15 protein-coding genes and 1 pseudogene are annotated in these 18,196 nt (G+C 47.3%); 14 read left to right on the top strand and 2 right to left on the bottom strand.

Annotated features, from left to right (window positions below; translation table 11 throughout):
• The 9 genes and pseudogenes from RM811_RS15650 to msrA form a co-directional block, all read left to right on the top strand.
• Positions 1-918 (top strand): ABC transporter permease (locus RM811_RS15650; protein WP_402526089.1); only part of this gene is annotated, 918 nt, incomplete at its 5' end.
• Positions 919-941: 23 nt separating this feature from the next.
• On the top strand, positions 942-1,904 hold the full coding sequence (locus RM811_RS15645) for an ABC transporter permease (protein WP_402526092.1): 963 nt from the start codon (positions 942-944) through the stop codon (positions 1,902-1,904).
• Between the two features lie 304 nt (positions 1,905-2,208).
• Positions 2,209-3,759, top strand: a complete 1,551-nt coding sequence (locus tag RM811_RS15640) for a Na+/H+ antiporter NhaC family protein (protein ID WP_402526087.1) — start codon at positions 2,209-2,211, stop codon at positions 3,757-3,759.
• Positions 3,737-4,816 (top strand): saccharopine dehydrogenase, encoded by a 1,080-nt coding sequence (locus RM811_RS15635; RefSeq protein WP_402526085.1) that lies wholly within the window; start codon positions 3,737-3,739, stop codon positions 4,814-4,816. Before RM811_RS15640 ends, RM811_RS15635 begins: the two co-directional genes overlap by 23 nt.
• A 434-nt stretch (positions 4,817-5,250) precedes the next feature.
• Positions 5,251-5,853, top strand: a complete 603-nt coding sequence (locus tag RM811_RS15630; RefSeq protein ID WP_402526082.1) for a DJ-1/PfpI family protein — start codon at positions 5,251-5,253, stop codon at positions 5,851-5,853.
• Positions 5,854-6,043: 190 nt separating this feature from the next.
• Complete coding sequence (gene hemG, locus RM811_RS15625) at positions 6,044-6,649, top strand: menaquinone-dependent protoporphyrinogen IX dehydrogenase (protein WP_402526079.1); 606 nt, start codon at positions 6,044-6,046, stop codon at positions 6,647-6,649.
• 217 nt (positions 6,650-6,866) lie between these two features.
• Positions 6,867-7,667 (top strand): M23 family metallopeptidase, encoded by an 801-nt coding sequence (locus tag RM811_RS15620; protein WP_402526076.1) that lies wholly within the window; start codon positions 6,867-6,869, stop codon positions 7,665-7,667.
• A 400-nt stretch (positions 7,668-8,067) separates the two neighbouring features.
• Positions 8,068-9,309: an ankyrin repeat domain-containing protein gene (locus tag RM811_RS15615; RefSeq protein WP_402526074.1), complete on the top strand. Its 1,242-nt coding sequence runs from the start codon at positions 8,068-8,070 to the stop codon at positions 9,307-9,309.
• Between the two features lie 69 nt (positions 9,310-9,378).
• A pseudogene (msrA, locus tag RM811_RS15610) lies at positions 9,379-10,019 on the top strand (peptide-methionine (S)-S-oxide reductase MsrA).
• A 217-nt stretch (positions 10,020-10,236) separates the two neighbouring features.
• On the opposite strand, the gene mnmC reads toward msrA, so the two are convergent.
• Positions 10,237-11,646: an FAD-dependent 5-carboxymethylaminomethyl-2-thiouridine(34) oxidoreductase MnmC gene (mnmC, locus tag RM811_RS15605; protein WP_402526071.1), complete on the bottom strand. Its 1,410-nt coding sequence runs from the start codon at positions 11,644-11,646 to the stop codon at positions 10,237-10,239.
• Between the two features lie 193 nt (positions 11,647-11,839).
• Here mnmC and RM811_RS15600 point away from each other — a divergent pair, with 193 nt between their 5' ends.
• The 5 genes from RM811_RS15600 (at position 11,840) to RM811_RS15580 (ending at position 17,308) form a co-directional block, all read left to right on the top strand.
• Complete coding sequence (locus RM811_RS15600) at positions 11,840-12,853, top strand: tRNA-dihydrouridine synthase (protein WP_402526068.1); 1,014 nt, start codon at positions 11,840-11,842, stop codon at positions 12,851-12,853.
• A gap of 341 nt (positions 12,854-13,194) precedes the next feature.
• The gene (locus RM811_RS15595; protein WP_402526066.1) at positions 13,195-13,467 is read left to right on the top strand and encodes an OadG family protein; all 273 of its coding nucleotides are present in this window, start codon (positions 13,195-13,197) and stop codon (positions 13,465-13,467) included.
• A gap of 40 nt (positions 13,468-13,507) precedes the next feature.
• Complete coding sequence (gene oadA / locus RM811_RS15590; protein WP_402526064.1) at positions 13,508-15,334, top strand: sodium-extruding oxaloacetate decarboxylase subunit alpha; 1,827 nt, start codon at positions 13,508-13,510, stop codon at positions 15,332-15,334.
• A 77-nt stretch (positions 15,335-15,411) separates the two neighbouring features.
• Positions 15,412-16,710 carry a sodium ion-translocating decarboxylase subunit beta gene (locus RM811_RS15585; RefSeq protein WP_402526062.1) on the top strand — a complete coding sequence of 433 codons (1,299 nt, stop codon included), beginning with the start codon at positions 15,412-15,414 and terminating at the stop codon, positions 16,708-16,710.
• Positions 16,711-16,849: 139 nt separating this feature from the next.
• Complete coding sequence (locus RM811_RS15580; RefSeq protein WP_402526060.1) at positions 16,850-17,308, top strand: methylglyoxal synthase; 459 nt, start codon at positions 16,850-16,852, stop codon at positions 17,306-17,308.
• A 140-nt stretch (positions 17,309-17,448) separates the two neighbouring features.
• On the opposite strand, the gene RM811_RS15575 is transcribed toward RM811_RS15580, so the two are convergent.
• Positions 17,449-17,889 carry a hypothetical protein gene (locus RM811_RS15575; protein WP_402526058.1) on the bottom strand — a complete coding sequence of 147 codons (441 nt, stop codon included), beginning with the start codon at positions 17,887-17,889 and terminating at the stop codon, positions 17,449-17,451.
• Between the last annotated feature and the right edge of the window lie 307 nt (positions 17,890-18,196).

Below are 18,196 nucleotides of genomic sequence, written 5' to 3'. Positions count from 1 at the left end.
ATCAGTTTTTCCATACAGGATAATTTGGGGGACCCGCTTCGGGAGATGGTAGGGCAATCGGTCTCTGAAGCCGAGCGGGAAAAGCTGCGGGATGAAATGGGGTTGAACGACCCTTTTCTCACTCAATACACACGATTTATGGGTAAGGCGTTACAGGGTGATCTGGGCGACTCTTATTTTTTCAAAGAACCTGCGCTTGACGTTATTTTTGCCAAAATGTCAGCCACTCTGGAGTTGGTGTTTGCTGCGGCTTTGATCATCATTGTGGTGTCTGTACCGGCCGGGGTTTACTGTGCGATCCGACCCGACAGCTGGGTTACCAAACTTATTCTGGGGATCAGTATCCTTGGAATATCAGTCCCTGTCTTTCTCACGGCGATTTTCAGTATTTATCTCTTCGCCATTGAACTGGGCTGGCTACCTTCTTACGGCCGGGGTGAAGTAGTCCAGGTATTTGGCGGATGGGAAAGTGGTCTTTTCACTAAAGATGGTTTGTTGCATTTAATTCTTCCCGCTTTTTCTTTGGCCAGTATTATGCTGCCGTTGTTTATTCGACTGATTCGTTCCGAGATGTCGGAAGTGTTGCATACCGAGTATGTGAAATTTGCCAAAGCAAAGGGCCTGAAAAAAGTCCGTATCTATTTTCTCCATGGGCTGAAAAATACCATGCTACCGGTAATTACGGTGGGTGGAGTACAGATTGGGACAATGGTTGCTTATACCATTCTTACGGAAACGGTCTTTCAATGGCCGGGAATGGGTTTTCTCTTCCTTGAGGCGGTTAACCGGGTAGATACCCCTTTGATTGTCGCTTATTTGATTGTTGTTGGTGCGATCTTTGTGGTGGTAAACACGCTGGTAGACCTTTTATACGGTCTGATTAACCCAACGGTAAGACTGGCGAGGAGCGCCCAATGAGTGAATTGACAACCGCTGCGCCAATGGGTCAAGAGGCGATTGAAGTGGAAGCGCCTGCGGCGAAAGAAAGGTCCCGGTTGGAACGCTTCCGGAATTCAGCGTTCTGGTACAGCTTTACCCGTGACCGGGTCGCCATGGTTTGTGCGCTTATCTTTGCACTGTTTGTTGGAGCCGCGTTGCTGGCGCCTGTGCTGGCACCCACTAACCCTTATGACCTCGCCAGTATTGATATTATGGACTCGGAAATTCCTCCGTCCTGGGCTGAAGAGGGTGATGAGCGTTTCCTGTTAGGGACGGATGATCAGGGGCGTGATCTGTTCAGTACTATCTTATACGGTATGAGGATCTCGCTGGCCATTGGGATTTTTGCCGTAATGTTGCAAGCCTTTGTGGGTATTTCTCTGGGTTTGGTGGCCGGTTATTTTGGTGGTCGCCTGGACAGCTTCCTGATGAGGGTAGCCGATATTCAGCTATCGTTCTCTACCATGATGGTGGCCATTATCGTCCTGGCGGTATTCCAGGCATCCTTTGGTTCAGAACTCTACAGCAAGCTGGCCATGTTGATGCTGATACTGGTGATTGGTATTGCTGAATGGCCCCAATACGCTCGTACGGTAAGAGCCTCGGTACTGGCGGAAAAGCAGAAAGAGTATGTAGAGGCTGCCCGTGTTATGGGGTTTGGTTCCGGAAGAATTATGTTCCGGCATATCCTTCCTAACTCGCTGTCGCCTATTCTGGTTATTTCAACAGTACAGATTGCCAACGCCATTATCAGTGAGGCTGCGCTCTCTTTTCTGGGTTTGGGAATGCCGGTATCTCAGCCTTCGCTGGGGGCGCTGATCTCCAATGGCTTTGAATATATTTTCTCTGGCAGCTGGTGGATCACAGTTATTCCGGGGGTTGTGCTGGTGCTGCTGGTATTAGTTCTGAATCTTCTGGGTGACTGGCTCAGGGATGTGCTGAACCCCAAGCTTTATAAAGGCTGATATCGTCAACAGGTTCCCACACTCTGCGTGGGAACTATATGTTTTCTGATTCAAAAATATTGTGACTCTGTGCGACTGCCAAGGATGGCATAAGGTAAAGGTTCCCATGAAATGTAGTACCCATGGCCAGAGAAGCCGCTTTTTCCAAGATGGAGGAAATGGCCTTATGTGATGATCTTGATATATGACCCCGGTTTCGTTTTTGGTTACGTTAATTGGTCTATGTCAGGTTTGGGGGGGGTACGTATAGAGAGAAAGGCGGATTGCTCATAAAATAGCCGCATTCACACAATGAAGGATTCCAATGGATTATATACTTCCGCTTTTGCCATCATTAGTGGCGCTGATTCTCGCTTTCACCACCCGCCGCGTTATTCTTTCATTGTTCACTGCGATTTTACTGGGTTCATTCATTGCCAATGATTTTAACCCGCTTCAAGCTGTTATTGCCGTCTTTAAAGATGGCATCTTTAACCAGCTGCAAGGCAGCAATGCCCAGATTGTTATTGTCATCACGATTATTTCAGGTTTTGTCTATCTGCTGGAATCTTCAAAGACCATGGGCGCTTTTTCCAGTTCGATTACCCGGTTTGTGTCGACTCCCCTGAAACTGACGCTGGGAACCTGGTTGTCCGGTCTGGCTATTTTCTTCACGGATTCCGGCAACTCTCTGATCCTTGGTCCGATCTATCGCCCTATTTATGACAAGATGAAAATCTGTCGCGAAAAACTGGCCTTGATTATTGACTCCACCTCGTCTCCGGTCTGTGTGCTTATTCCTGTGATCAGCTGGGGTGTCTACTCCATGGGGCTGATGGAAAAAGCGTATACCAGTGTGGGCCTGCAGGAAGATGGCCTGACATTGTTTAAAGAAGTCTGGTTGTATCAGTTCTATCCGCTGCTGACACTGATTGGCCTGTTTTTCATTATCGTATTTGGTGTCAATCTGGGCAAAATGAAGCAGGCTCAACGTCGCTGTGAAGCGGGTAAGAGTGAGTATCTGACGACAGAAATACCCAAAACGGCCGTGGTAACCAACCCTGATATCAATGATCAGGCCGCCAGCCGTTATGGCGCGAAAACCATCGGTATCGCTTTGGGTTCTCTGTTTTTGTGCATGGCCGCTTTATTCTTTTATTTTACCCGGGGGGCCGCAGGCTCTGATGAAGCCAGGCTGGTGGGTTCTGAAATCAGAACGTCTCTGGCGGTGTCGTACTCTATGGCGTCCTTCCTGACTATCGTGATGCTGAGCTATTTCAAAATTCGCAGTTTCAGTAAATCTGCGGAAAGCTTTTTCCAGGGTATGGGTAAAATTATTACTATCCTGTGTATTCTGATTCTGGCCTGGACCCTGAGCGATATTCTGAAAGTGCTGGACACCGGCGCGGTGGTTGCTGAACTGTTGAACGCTGGCAATTTCCCCATCTGGTTACTGGCCAGCACTATCTTTATTATTGGTGCATTCCTGTCGATTGCTACCGGATCTTCCTGGGGAACTTTTGCCCTGTTGATCCCCATCGTTGCACCGATTGCCTATCATATGGATGCCAGTATAATTCTTTGCTTTGCGGCCGCATTGAGCGGTGGTTTATTTGGTGATCACTGCTCACCTATTTCTGATACTACTGTATTGTCGTCTATGTCTTCAGGCGTCAGTCATATCAGCCATGTTGAAACACAAATGCCTTACGCTCTGGTAACAGCCTCGTTCTCCTTTATTGGCTTTATCATGGCATCCATTACCGGATCTAACCTGTCAGTGTTTGTGATGGCAGTACTTCTGGGCGCTTTCTATTTTATGTATTCCAAGTCTACACAGGAAAAAACAGTGTATGAAAACGGTTTATCTTCGTGATGAACGCAAGGCGGGTGAGCGTCGCTCACCTTTAACGCCAGCGAGTGCAAAGAGGCTGATTGATGCTGGCGTTAACGTTTATGTGGAAGCATCTGCTACCCGAGTCTTCGCTGATACGCTATTTCAGGAAGTGGGTGCAGAAGTGACGACCGCAACCTGGGAAAGCATGCCACAGAACACGTTGATCCTTGGCCTGAAAGAGCTGCCATTGTCGGATGAGGCAGTCTCTCACCAGCATATTTATTTTGCCCATGCTTATAAGGGACAGGATGAAGCCAAACAGATTCTGACTCGTTTTAATGCAGGCCAGGGTTGTATTTTTGACCTTGAGTTTTTGACCGATAGCAATAACCATCGTATTGCTGCATTTGGTTATTGGGCTGGTTTTGTTGGTGCTGGTCTGGCTCTTCTGGGGCAGGCGCATTATAAAAAACAGACTCTGGTGGAATTTCCTGAGATTAAGCCGTTTGTGGACAAAGACGACTTCATCCGCGAAATTAAACGTCAGCTAGGCAGTGATATCGCCAATACCCGTGTCATGGTTATGGGTGCTCTTGGGCGTTGTGGCACCGGAGCCAGTGATTTACTGGCTGCTGTCGGTATCCGGAAGCCAACACTTTGGGATATGGCCGAATACGATGCTGCTGAGAAGCCTGTTCTGTCCATTCTGGATCATGATGTGTTTATCAACTGTGTCTATCTGACCGGTGACATACCGCCAATGATTGATCAACAACGGTTGAGTCAAAATAACAAACTTCGAATTATCAGCGATGTGAGTTGCGACCCAAACAGTGCCAATAACCCACTGCCGGTTTACGACACTATCACCTGTATGACCAGACCTTTTGTGCAAGCCAGTGGCTCTGATGAATACCCGGTATTTGTACAGGCCATTGATCACTTGCCAAGTCTGCTGCCAAAAGAGTCCAGTGAAGCGTTTGCCGGTGCTTTGCTTCCTTATCTGGTGGAACTTTGCAGGGAAGATGAGTTACCGGCTATTTGGGAAAAGGCATTGGGTTGTTTTGAGAAAGCCAGGGATGAAGTATTAAACTAGCGAAAAAAAGCAGGGTCAAGTCGTTCATTTTGTATAATTTATGTCGTTTATTGACTCCATCTGAAGACTGAGGACAGGCCTTTCATTTTGGTTAGTAACCGTTACTTCAGAAGTTGTTTTTATGTTTCTATTTTAACGGCGGTGGATATACAAAAAGAAAGACCTGACCCACGACCCCTCCTTCGCGGAAAGATGGCAGTGGTATAAATCGGCGTTTAAGACCTTTTGTGACAACACTCCACAGTATGAAAACGATCACTTTTCTGATTCAAAAGCTTCGTTCCTCAGTGTCTCCATATTGTTTTATGTCTATCAATACGTCTTCTCAACGCCCTTTCTTTGTTTTTCGCTTATCGCTTTCATAACCTTGTGATACTCTCGACCACCTATTGAATTGTTACGTTTTCTTTCATATAGGGCAGAAGAGAAGATTTATGATCAAAGATATAGCGATGAGCAAACGAGTGGCTGTTTTGCTGGCAGATGGTTTCGAAGAGGCTGAAGCCGTCGTCTTTATTGATATCATGCGTCGTCTGGATATCAATGTGGATGTTCTTGCCTGCAAGGATGAGGTAAAGCTCAGTAGTTACTTCAAAGTTAACATCACTGCTGATTTCACCCTGAGCGAAAAGTTTGAAGAGAGCTATGATGCAGTCATGATGCCTGGTGGCCCAGAGGGAACGGCTAACCTGACCAGCGATAAAATGGTTATTGATTTCCTGAAGCGCCATATTAAAGAGGGCAAATACATCTGCCCACTCTGTTCTTCAGGCGCCAAGGTCGTTGCTGCCAATGGCCTCTTTGGCAAGCACCAGTACGTTTCCGGCCCAAATCTTTATAAGAATTTTGATGATGGTGTACACGTCGACCAGAAGGTCGTTGTGGATGGGCAGTTCATCAGTGGCAAAGGGCTGGGTGTCGTTTTTGATTTTTCCTTTATTGTGGCAGAACACCTGATTGGTCAGGGGACTGAAAAAGGTTCCGCTCGCTGGCAGACTCAGCACATTGATTATGATGGATGGCCATACTCCGAATAATCCTGTACTGCAATGTTCTGGAAGGAATGTCATCTGTTCGTATCGGTCAGATGGCATTTTTTGCGTTGAGGGCATCCTCAGGTGGTTGTGGCTATCCACTGCTTTATTGACCTGAGTTAACAATACAGATTTATAAGTTGGTTATTATCTGCCCAATAACTATTTTCTACTGAGATCTACTTGTTTAGCTATGTCCCGTTTCGCTTTGTTGTACATGGGGTGTGAAGGTCAGACCCGCAAAATTATGGAAAGAATCGCCTACTGTTTGACTCAGGCAGGCCATGATACTTTTGTCATTTCCATTACTGACCTGAAAGATAATTTCTCTCTGGAACTCTTTGATGGTGTCATTGTTGGCGGCTCTATCCGTTACGGCAAGCACCATCGCGAGTGTTCTCTGTTTATTAAGCAATACAGTGATCAACTGTCCAGTCTTCCCAGCTATTTCTTTTCCGTTAACCTGACTGCCAGAAAACCTGAACGACGGGATCCTCATAATAATCGCTATCTGCAGAAATTCCTGAAACAGATTCCATGGACTCCGGATCGGGTAGAAGTGTTTGCCGGTGCATTGCTCTATACCCAGTATCGCTGGGTAGACAAGCAAATGATCCGGTTGATTATGAAACTGACTGGTGGACCTGTCGATATAACCCAGAATACTGAATTTACTGACTGGAAGCGGGTAAAAAACTTTGCTGATCAGCTTGATCAGGACTTTCAGGAAAAAAGTCACCCGGCAGCGGCTTTTCAGAAAGAATCCTCAAAAAACTATTCATCTATTGACGTTCATTGACTCTGGAGTTTTACCGGTAATCAGTAATAAAAGAATTCCAAATCCATAAGTGACGGGCATAACAAGGGCCGTACCCAATATTAATAAATCCATAATGACATCCTGTTCCTGACTTTTTTTAAAAATGAGTGGCCTCTTCAGCCTACGCCACTGCTTTGGTATAAGTCAAAATGCCGATAGTATATTGCAAGGGCTGATTAAAACGGGAGGAGGTTTAATGCGCTTCGTTACAGGATTTATTTTTCTGATATGGTCGCTGATGGCCAGTGGTCAGGGCTTGCAGAGCCGGCTTACGCCAGGGGGGATCTTCGTAGGCATAGCTTTACCAGACAGTAAAATTGTTTACAACAATCAGGAAGTGAGAGTGGCAGAAGATGGCCGCTTTGTTCTCGGTTTTGGCCGTGATGCCGCGCTTAAACAATCCTATGCAGAACAGTACGTCAGTGGTGAACTAAAAACTATTTATCTTAAGCTGAAGCCCAGGGAATACAATATTCAGCGGCTGACCGGTATTGCTAAAAAGTATGTCACACCGGATGAGCGGGTTTTGTCCCGTATCCGAAAAGAAGCGCAGAGGGTGCGTGAGGCAAGAGTTCCTGATACGGAACAAGTTGATCTCTTTAATGGTTTTGGCTGGCCGGTAAAGGGGAGAATTAGCGGGGTGTATGGCAGTCAGAGAGTCTATAACGGAAAACCGGGGCGTCCTCACTATGGTCTTGATATTGCGGTACCTACTGGAACGGTAATATCAGCAACCGCTGATGGGATTGTCAGGTTGTCGGACTCAAACCTCTATTACTCCGGCGGCACAATTATCATTGATCATGGGCATGGTATTTTTTCCAGTTTTCTTCATCTTAGTAAGGTATCGGTAAAGGATGGAGCCTTTATTAAACGAGGGCAGGTTATTGGTGAAGTCGGTGCTACTGGCCGGGTAACCGGGGCTCACCTTGACTGGCGCTATAACTGGTTTGATAAGCGCCTTGATCCGGCACTGTTAACGTTGGGAGCGCAATAAAACCGGAATTCATCAAAATCGTCGTAAGCTCCGCCTTTATGCCCTTTAGGTATAATAAGGCGGGGAGTGTCACCTGTTAAACTCTCTGTTTTCTCCACGAATATTTCCGGTCGACAGCTTAGATACCACCTTCAATCTTTTGCGCTGCAAGCCAGTCAGGCTGCGTACATACCGAGATTTGCTACCGAACCATTGAGCCAGAATACAGCAACAAAACCACCTGCTGGAATCGGTTTGCTGATGCCGGTTTAGTGGATGGAGTATATCACTGATTGAATCTCTGTAGTGGTGTGTCACCGGTCGCTCTGTAAAGGTACATTTTTTTTGAACAAACTGTCAGGGATGTAGTCAATATACGGGAACAAGTTGTTCAGATAATCAGCAAGAGGAGTTGTTTGAAATGTCTGATCCACAAGCAGTAATGACGAGCACTGGCACCGGTCATGCCTTCGGGCGGCAGAATACAGGTAAAACTGACGACAGTGGTGAGGGGGTTGGGGCGTTTCGGGGAGGGCCCGTGAGTAAGGAATCCTCGAATTCCGGCAGCTTATTAAAGTCAGAGGATCCTTCAGCAGTTTACGAAGGTAAGGCTGGTGCGGTCGTAGAAAAAACGCTGGCTGAGAGAATGACCGCGGCTATTATTCGCGAAATCTCGCAGGAGAAAGCGAGTAGTCATCTCTCAATCAAGCAGGAGGAAGCGGTTAACATGCTTGGAGAATTTAGCTCGTATCTTAAATCAAAGGATGAGGATTCTGCGAAGTTTTTGCTGACTAAATTAGTCCGCTCTTCCGTGTCTATTAAGGATGGGGTTATTGAGGGCAAAGATGTTACGGATAAAAATGGTAACAGGCTGATCCACTTTATTGCCAGACATGGTGGTGAAACTATATGGAATACACTGTTTGGATTGGATAAAAGCTGTCAGAGTTTTATCAATTCTGGTAACGGTGGTGGTTATACACCGCTGCATCAAGTTGCTTTATTCAACAATATTGAGATGGCAGGAGTGTTCGTAAAATTGGATGCCATGCTCGATCCAACGCTTAAATATATGAAGCAAACCCCATTGCATCTTGCTGCTGAGGCAGGCTCCACTGATGTAGTACGATTCCTCCTGGAATCAAGAGCTGACCATTCACTGAAAGATAAAGACGGCAATACTGCATTACATCTGGCCGCTGGTAAAAAATCGGAAAAAGCAGTACAGGCTCTCCTGGAATTCGGTGCTGATAAGTCATTGAAAAATGAACAAGGCAATACTGCATTACATGTGGCCACTGATAAAAAATCGCTTGAAATAGCAATCCCCCTCCTGGCCCAGAGAGGTACTGAAAAGCAAGAGGTAAATATGCAAAATAAACTCGGAAAAACCTCATTACACTTGGCCGTTGAGAGACATTCGAAAAACATCATACCACTCCTCTTGAAATCAGGTGCTGACAAGTCATTGAAGGATAATGAGGGAAATACCGCATATAACACGGCCCTCAAATATAGATATAGTGATAAGGCTCTTGTGGAGCAGCTGAGGCCATTAGAAGGTACGGATATTATTGGAGATGATTGTAAAGTCAGCTCTGGCAAATCAGCGAAGGATTCAGTGGCAGCGACGGGAGAGCCAGATAGAGATATAACTGCATAAATATTAAAAAACGAAGTCTCCTGTTAAAACCTGTGTTTTGTTATGATCAATGTCAGGGAGGACATTATTATGACATTCTTTCAAAAAGACCTCGATAAGCAGCAGCTTCCATTTGCGGATAAGGCCTTGCCAGGCTGCTCGGAGGTTATGCCGGTTTCAGGTCAGCACTTCGTTAATGGTCATCCATTGAAACCGCCTTTTCCGGATCATTTGCAGACAATCTATTTTGGCCTTGGCTGTTTCTGGGGAGCAGAGCGATTGTTCTGGCAATTGTCTGGTGTTTATACAACGGCAGTTGGTTACGCTGGGGGGGGGGGCGTAATCCAACCTATCAAGAAGTGTGTTCAGGGGAAACCGGGCATACGGAAATGGTGCTGGTGGTTTATGATCCTGAAAAAGTGTCTACACACGAGTTGTTAAAAGTGTTCTGGGAGTCTCATGACCCAACCCAGGGTATGCAGCAGGGCAACGATGTGGGTACCCAATATCGTTCGGCCATTTATACAACCACCCATGAACAGGCCGAACTGGTAAAAAGTTCAAGAGATGATTTCTCAACGTCTCTAAAGCAGCAGGGCTACCCTGAAATTACCACGGAAGTCTGTGATGCCCAGCCTTTCTATTATGCCGAAGAGTACCACCAGCAGTATTTAGCCAAAAATCCCGGAGGTTACTGTGGCCTGAAAGGAACAGGTGTCTGCCTGGGGTGAACTCTCTGCTTTTTACGCCCATGGCTGTTTAACCACAAAAAAAAGGCAACTAGGAGAAAGACTAAGTTGCCCGGACGCAGTTTGCTGAATGGATTGAAACAGGAGCTTCGTGAGCAGGCAAGAATGTCACCTGATTCACGATTAATAAGATAGTCAGCCGACGCTGATTCTTCCTTTAGTATTGTTACCTGTCTTTCTGTGATATCTACTTAGCCTTCTAGACTTTGTTCCGGATCAGATCACGGATCAGAAAGCGGGAAGGGTGTACTGCATCCATAAGTTTTGTGGGCATTGATATGCCGGATGCATTATCAAACTCCCCGGTAATCATGGCTGCCAGCATTTCTCCGGCAATCGGGCAGGAGATCATCCCCCTGGAGCCATGCCCTGCCGTCACATAAAGCCCATCCTGATAGTCAGGTGTTTCAGTAATCAGCTGTTTGCTGTTTTTGCGCAATGGCGCATAAATTTCCAGAAAGCGGCGGGTGTTTACAATGGGGCCGACCACGGGCAGGTAATCCGGTGTAGTACACCGGAAGCCGGTTCTGCCACCAGTGACTTTTGCCATATCACCTCCCAGTGCCTGATACATGGCAGGAAAATGTTCCGCCTGCATGGACAGGTTAGCCTTGTGGTCTGCTTCACGAACTTCTCTACCGGAATCTTGAAAACTGAAGGTTGCGCCCATGGTGTGAGAACCATCGGCAGCGGGTGCAATGTAACCTTCACCACAGACGCAGCTGGTGAGTTGCTGGCTTTTTGGAGTTGACTGTGCCTGAGTAATTTGGCCTCGAATGGCTTTAAGGGGCAGATAATCCAGAAATGACAACCGATGGCTTGCAGTACCCTGGGCGATGACAATGGTTTTGCACTTGAACTCATCTCCTCTGGCTTTAACAATCCAGCCGTGTTTATCCGGTTCAAGCTGATCAACGACGGTGTTGGTAACAATCTTTATATTCGGATGATCTGCCAGTGCACGACAGAAGGCTGGTGGGTGTACCCAGCCGGCCTCCGGGAAGAAGAGCCCCGGGAGGTTGACGCTGAGGCCTGCTATTTCAGATAACTGTTGTTTATCCAGATATTGTAACAGTGTGTCAGGATGCTGTTTATCCAGAGCCTGGTATCGCTGATTTGTTTTCTCATTGATGGCTAGCTGAATGACTCCGCATTCTTTCCATAGAGAGGGCCATAGAGAGGGCCATAGAGAGGGCTCCCGCTCTTGCACTTCCAGTGCTTTAAGCAGATCCAGGGTATAACGGTAACCCTTAAGGATAAACTGACTCAGTAGCGTATTGTCTGCAGAGAGTTTGGCGTAGAGCACACCTTGAGGGTTTCCGGATGCCTCACTGGCCAGACTGTCGTGTTGCTCCAGAATAGTCACCTGCCAGCCCCGTTTGGCCAGGGATCGGGCTGTACTGCAGCCTGCCAGACCACCACCGATGACAATGGCATTCTTTTCCGGATTTCTGTGGATGGCCGGAGTCAACCAGGGTTTGGTTGTTGCAGGTAAGCCTGAAGAAGAAATAATCTGAGCTGAACCTCTTTCCCTCTGGATGGCAGTGGTGTTGAGTTGGCTCTTGTCTTGAGGGGGTGAGTAATAATCGGACACAGTTTTCTGTTTCAAGATTCTGTTTCAAGGCTGAAAAGCTGCAAGCATAGTGAGTGCCGGCGATTGGGTAAAGTGGTTAGGGGTTTTTCCCGGGGTTTGTTTAAAGATAACTTATGAGCGTAGTCCGTAGTCCGAAAAAGCTGGGCCCGCTACGCATCCGCTTTTGCGGACAACGGACAACGGACAACGGACAACGGCAAATAAGGGAGTGCTCCCTATTTCATCAGGCGACGTACTGACGGTAAAATCCGCCTCTTTATTATTTATGAGGCATGCCATGCGGTTGATACTGGCGCCGATGGAAGGCGTTATGGATCACGATATGCGTGATCTGCTCACCGGCATTAATACGTTTGATCTCTGTGTTACCGAGTTTGTCCGGGTAACGAATACGCTGTTGCCGAACCGGGTGTTTTATCGCATCTGCCCAGAGTTATTGCAGGGGGCAAAAACCGCAAGTGGTACACCTGTTCGTTTGCAGTTGCTCGGCAGTAGCCCTGAATATATGGCATTAAATGCGGTTCGGGCTGTCGAATTAGGGTCTCCGGGCATCGACATTAATTTTGGTTGTCCGGCTAAAGGGGTTAATAAGAGCCGGGGTGGGGCCATCTTGTTACGCGATCCGGAGGAGCTTTACCGTATTGTTAAGGCTGTGCGTGATGCGGTGCCTGCGCAATGGCCGGTAACGGCCAAAATCCGTCTGGGTTACGAAGACAAGTTACTCTTTCTGGAAAACTCCCGGGCCATCGAGCAGGCGGGAGCCTCTGAGCTGGCTGTCCATGCCCGTACCAAAACGGAAGGCTACCGTCCGCCGGCCCATTGGGAATACATAGGAAAAATTCGTGAAAATATTAATATCCCGGTGATTGCCAATGGTGAAATCTGGAATCATGAGGATGCCCGGCGCTGCATGGACGCGTCAGGCTGTTCTGACCTGATGCTGGGGCGTTCATCGCTGGTAACGCCAAATATCACCACTATGATTCGTGAGTCCACTGGTCCGATGAGCTGGTATTCGGTTCTACAGTTGATCCTGCAATTAAGTGACCGGGATCGCAAAAATGGCAAGTGGCAGTACCATCCTGCCCGTCTCAAGCAATGGCTGAACTATCTGCGCAAGGCTTATCCGGAAGCGCAAAGCCTGTTTGAGCGAATCCGTTCTTGCAAAGAATCTGAAGTTATTCTGGAAACGATCTACTTGGATCTGGCCAGGGCAGCGTAGTTTTTATCACTGCCGACGTGGTGGTTGTGAGCTTTCATTGATTTGAGTCGGTGTATTTTTTTCGGAGTCAGGCAATCTTCCGGTATGTGCAGCGCTGTCCGCAGACTTGAGGTTCCTGGTTTCATCTCTCTGGCCTTTATAAAGGGAGGTGTGTCTGGATGACTGATTGCTTATTACTCAGTGTTCAGTAAAATACTGACGCGGCCAGAGGAAGGCATAAAACAGTCATGAGTGAAGAAAAGCGGTCATGGAAATAATAATCAAGAATGGTTTCGGTAAGGCAAATCTTCCTGCGGAGATTAACCGGACATTCAAGCTTATATAAGCAAAGGACTTACTTGATGACGCCATCAGACCTTATCACGGAAGGCTCAAGCCTGATGCTGTTCGGCATGGGCTTTGTATTTCTGTTTCTTTCGTTACTGGTGCTGGTCACCAGCCTGATGTCGAAAATCATCACTCGTTTTTTTCCAGAACCCTCACCATCGGGTGTTTCGGGTTCAAATCGGGCAGCAATCAGGCCCCATTCACCCGTTTCATCCACAGATCAAACTGAACTGGTGGCTGCCATTAGCGCAGCGATTCGCCTGCATAGAACAAAAAATCGTAAATAAAAACCGCTAATCACTGTTAATCGGGGGATAGACAAGGGTTATGTCTGAAGTAAAGAAACCTTTAGCCCAAAAGCCTTTAGCTCAAAAAAAGCCGCTGGGTATTACCGATGTGGTGTTGAGGGATGCCCATCAGTCACTATTTGCTACCCGCCTTCGCATTGAAGATATGTTGCCGATCGCTGAACAGTTAGATCAGATCGGCTACTGGTCTCTGGAAACCTGGGGTGGGGCGACCTTTGATGCCTGCATTCGTTTTCTTGGAGAAGATCCCTGGGAAAGGCTGCGTGAACTTAAAAAAGCCATGCCAAAGACCCGGCAGCAGATGTTGTTGAGGGGGCAGAACCTGCTGGGCTATCGCCATTATGCAGACGATGTCGTTGATAAGTTTGTAGAACGTGCTGTAGCTAATGGTATGGATGTGTTCAGGGTGTTTGACGCCATGAATGATCCCCGTAACCTGATGCAGGCCATGAAGGCCGTGAAAAAACAGGGGGCTCATGCCCAGGGCACACTCTCTTATACGACCAGTTCTGTGCATTCCATGGATAACTGGATATCTCTGGCCAAAGAGATTGAAGACCTGGGGGCCGACTCCCTGTGTATCAAGGATATGTCAGGCATTATTACCCCGACTGACGTTTATGAGTTGGTGTCCCGACTGAAGAAAGAGACCGATCTTGAAGTTCAGTTGCACTGTCATGCGACATCCGGTCTCTCTTCCATGTCTCTGCTTAAGGCGGTGGAAGCGGGTATTGACCGTGTGGATACGGCGATCTCTTCCATGTCCATGACCTATGGCCACTCCCCGACAGAGGCTATCGTTGCCGCCCTGCAGGGTACGGAGAGGGATACCGGTCTGGATCTGAACAAACTGGAAGAAGTGGCTGCTTACTTCCGGGTTGTACGCAAAAAATACGCGAAATTTGAAGGTCAGCTTCGTGGCGTTGATTCAAGAATTCTTATTGCCCAGGTTCCCGGCGGTATGCTCACCAATATGGAGAGCCAGCTGAAAGAGCAGGGTGCCAGTGACAAGTTTGATGAAGTGCTTCTGGAGATTCCCAGGGTTCGTGAAGACCTCGGGATGATTGCGCTGGTAACGCCCACATCTCAGATTGTCGGTACCCAGGCAGTACTGAACGTTCTGACCGGCGAGCGTTACAAAACCATCACCAAAGAGACTCAGGGGATTTTGAAAGGCGAATATGGTGCTGCACCGGCGCCATTTAATAAGAGTCTGCAGGATAAAGTGCTGGATGGTAAGGAAGCGATCACCTGTCGTCCAGCTGACCTTCTGCAAGCTGAGTTCCACAAGCTGACCACTGAGCTTGAAGGCATTGCAAAAGAGAAGGGACTCAAGCTGGCAGAGCAAGCCGTTGACGATGTGCTCATTTATGCACTGTTCCCCCAGATTGGTCTCAAGTTCCTGCAAAACCGCGGCAATCCTGATGCTTTTGAACCTGCACCAGGTACAGAACCTGAGGTTAAACCTGCTCCAGCTACTGCTCAGGCTGCATCTTCTTCTGACCATGCTGTTTATACCGTCAGGGTTAACGGTAATCCTTATACCGTTGAAGTCTCTGAAGGTGGTGATGTTACCCAGGTGGTTCCGGCTTCATTGCCTGGGGCTCAGCCAGCCAGTGCTCCAGCAGCTTTCGGTGAGCCGATGCCTGCACCACTTGCCGGTAATATCTGGAAAGTGAATGTGACGCCTGGTCAGAATATACAGGAAGGCGACGTTGTTCTTATTCTCGAAGCCATGAAGATGGAAACGGAAGTTCGTTCGCCACGCTCTGGACAAGTGACGTCGGTGGATGTGCGTGAAGGCGACAGTGTAGCGGTGGGTGATACCCTGCTTTCCCTGGCTTAATAAACAGAAGAAGCTGGAGGCTTGAAGCTGGAAGCAAAGAACAATCAGCTTCAAGCTTCTATGAAGAAGGAACAGCCATGGATAAGCTTTTAACGCTCTGGGAAGGCTCGGGACTATATAACCTTACCGGTGGTCAGTTGATCATGATTCTGGTTGGCTTTGGTCTTCTGTATCTGGCCATCCGGAAAAAATTTGAACCGTTGTTGCTGGTGCCTATTGGCTTTGGTGGGATTCTGGCGAATATTCCCGAGGCCGGTCTGGCATTTTCAGCTATTGAGCAGGCGCTTCATGTTGCTAACCCAGTGATGATGCAGTCGATTGCAGAAGCACTGGGCAGCGTGTCTGCCGCGCCTGATCAACTCTATAGTCTGTATAGTGAAGCCAATGCTGCAACGCGCACGCTGGTTGCCAATATTGTTGCGGATGCAGGATATTCGAACGGTATCCTTTATCAGTTTTACAGTGTTGCCATCGGTAGTGGTGTCGCTCCTCTGGTGATTTTCATGGGCGTTGGGGCGATGACCGACTTTGGTCCACTGCTGGCTAACCCTAAAACGCTGTTCCTTGGGGCAGCGGCGCAGTTTGGGATTTTTGCCACCATACTTGGGGCGCTTTTGCTCAGTTCCACAGGCATCATGGATTTCAGTCTGGCGGATGCGGCTGCTATTGGCATCATTGGTGGGGCTGATGGTCCAACGGCTATTTATGTTTCCAGTGTACTGGCTCCCCATCTTCTGGGTGCTATCGCAGTGGCTGCTTACTCTTATATGGCGCTGGTTCCCCTGATCCAGCCGCCTATTATGAGAGCACTGACCACGGCAGAAGAACGTAAGATTGTGATGACACAGCTTCGGCCAGTGAGCAAGACGGAAAAAATTGTTTTCCCGATTGTGCTGTTGATGCTGGTGGCTCTGTTGTTGCCTGATGCTGCTCCTCTGTTGGGTATGTTCTGCTTTGGTAATTTGATGAAAGAGTGTGGTGTGGTTGAGCGCCTGTCGGATACGGCTCAAAATGCGCTGATTAACATCACGACGATTTTTCTCGGACTATCCGTTGGCTCTAAGTTGAGTGCTGAAAAATTCCTTCAGCTGGAGACTTTGGGGATTCTTACGCTGGGTATTGTTGCTTTCTGTATCGGTACCGCCTGTGGCATTTTAATGGCAAAGCTTATGAATCGATTGTCGTCTACTCAGGTGAACCCGCTGATAGGTTCTGCTGGTGTGTCGGCGGTACCGATGGCAGCCAGGGTATCCAATAAGTTAGGTCTTGAAGCGAATCCACAGAACTTTCTGCTGATGCATGCCATGGGTCCCAACGTAGCAGGGGTAATTGGCTCTGCAGTGGCTGCAGGCGTAATGATTAAATATTTGTCCTGATATTTTTCTGGCGAAAAATATTAATGAAAAGAATAGTGCGATGATTTCAACAAGAAATCATCGCATTTTTTTTTATACGATGAGAATATGGCAGCTTCATTTTTTATATTTTTTTAACGAAAAAATAGAGAGGTATTTAATGATTTATAAAGCATATAACGTTTCCTCTAAAAAAAGCATTGCGCTGGTTGCTCATGATAATAAGAAGCCAGAGCTGTTGCAGTGGAGCCTGCGTCACAGGGAAAAGCTGCTGGGGCATGATATTTTTGCGACAGGAACAACCGGGAGCCTTCTTGAAAAAGAACTCTCCATGCCGATTACTAAATTTATCAGTGGTCCACTGGGCGGAGATCAGCAGATGGGTGCATTGATTTCCGAATGCAAACTCGATTTGCTGGTGTTTTTCTGGGATCCATTTGAGCCAATGCCCCATGACCCGGATGTTAAGGCATTGCTCAGAATTGCTGCGGTATGGAATATTCCTGTGGCCTGCAATCAAAGTTCTGCAGACTACATTTTCTCTTCAGACTTACTGGGTCAGTCTCATAATCGACAGATTCCGGACTACGACAGTTACTTGCAAGAAAGAACGCTTTGACTCTTGTTTATAACAAACAACATTGCACCAATACCTGTTATACAGGTATTGGTGCAATCATTATCCCGGGAGTGTGACGAGTGAGCGTCGGGTGGTGTCAGTATAAAGAAATAATCAGATTAAAATGCAGAAAGATGTAATCAGTAATCGGAGTTGTCGTTTCCATCTCGGCCTATGGAGCCAAGGCTAAAACCGGATGGTCCATACTGGCGACGCTTTTTGTAGGTCACTTTTGGCTCAGAACTGCTATGGCGTTCTTCAGGCATGGGTATGTGGCAGCTCATGGTGCTGTTGTTGCCAGTGCTACGATAACCCTGGTTTCCTGATGTAAATCTGCGAACAGATTGCTTTTTCACGGTTGGCTGGAAGACAGAAACCTGCGCTTGTTCAAAGACGTCTCTTTCAGGCTCCTGTGAAGACGAAAGAAGCTCGCTACCCTGAGTGGCATTTTCCTGCATGTTTAAGCGCATGCGGTACGGGTGACCGTAACCTCTGCGTCTGCGAGGCTTGTGATCTTTCGGTTCGGGTGGCTTAAGGCCTGTGAATTCTTCGTAAATGGTTGTGTAAATATATTTGCTCATAACTACCTCCTGTTCATCCCCAGAAATGGATTAAATGTCTTTATTTGGATAACGATGTTAGACAAACCCATTTTAGGTATGAATAGGTAACACTACTTAAACTGTTTGTTAAAACCTGTTAAAACCTGTTAAAACCGCTTGAAAAACGACAGTAATAGATTGCGAGTGTCGTTAATTTGTTGACATACCGAAATCGGGAAGAAATTAACTGGAACAAAGAATAGCATTCATAAAAACAAATCGTTGATTGATTTCATAATATTTTTGAATGTCGGGTTATTGGTAATAACTATTTTTTTGCTTATTG

The sequence above is a fragment of the Endozoicomonas sp. genome, assembly GCF_031844845.1.
GTDB lineage: Bacteria > Pseudomonadota > Gammaproteobacteria > Pseudomonadales > Endozoicomonadaceae > Endozoicomonas.
Note: the sequence above shows the minus strand (reverse complement) of the source record. Positions and strands in the feature narration are given on the sequence as shown.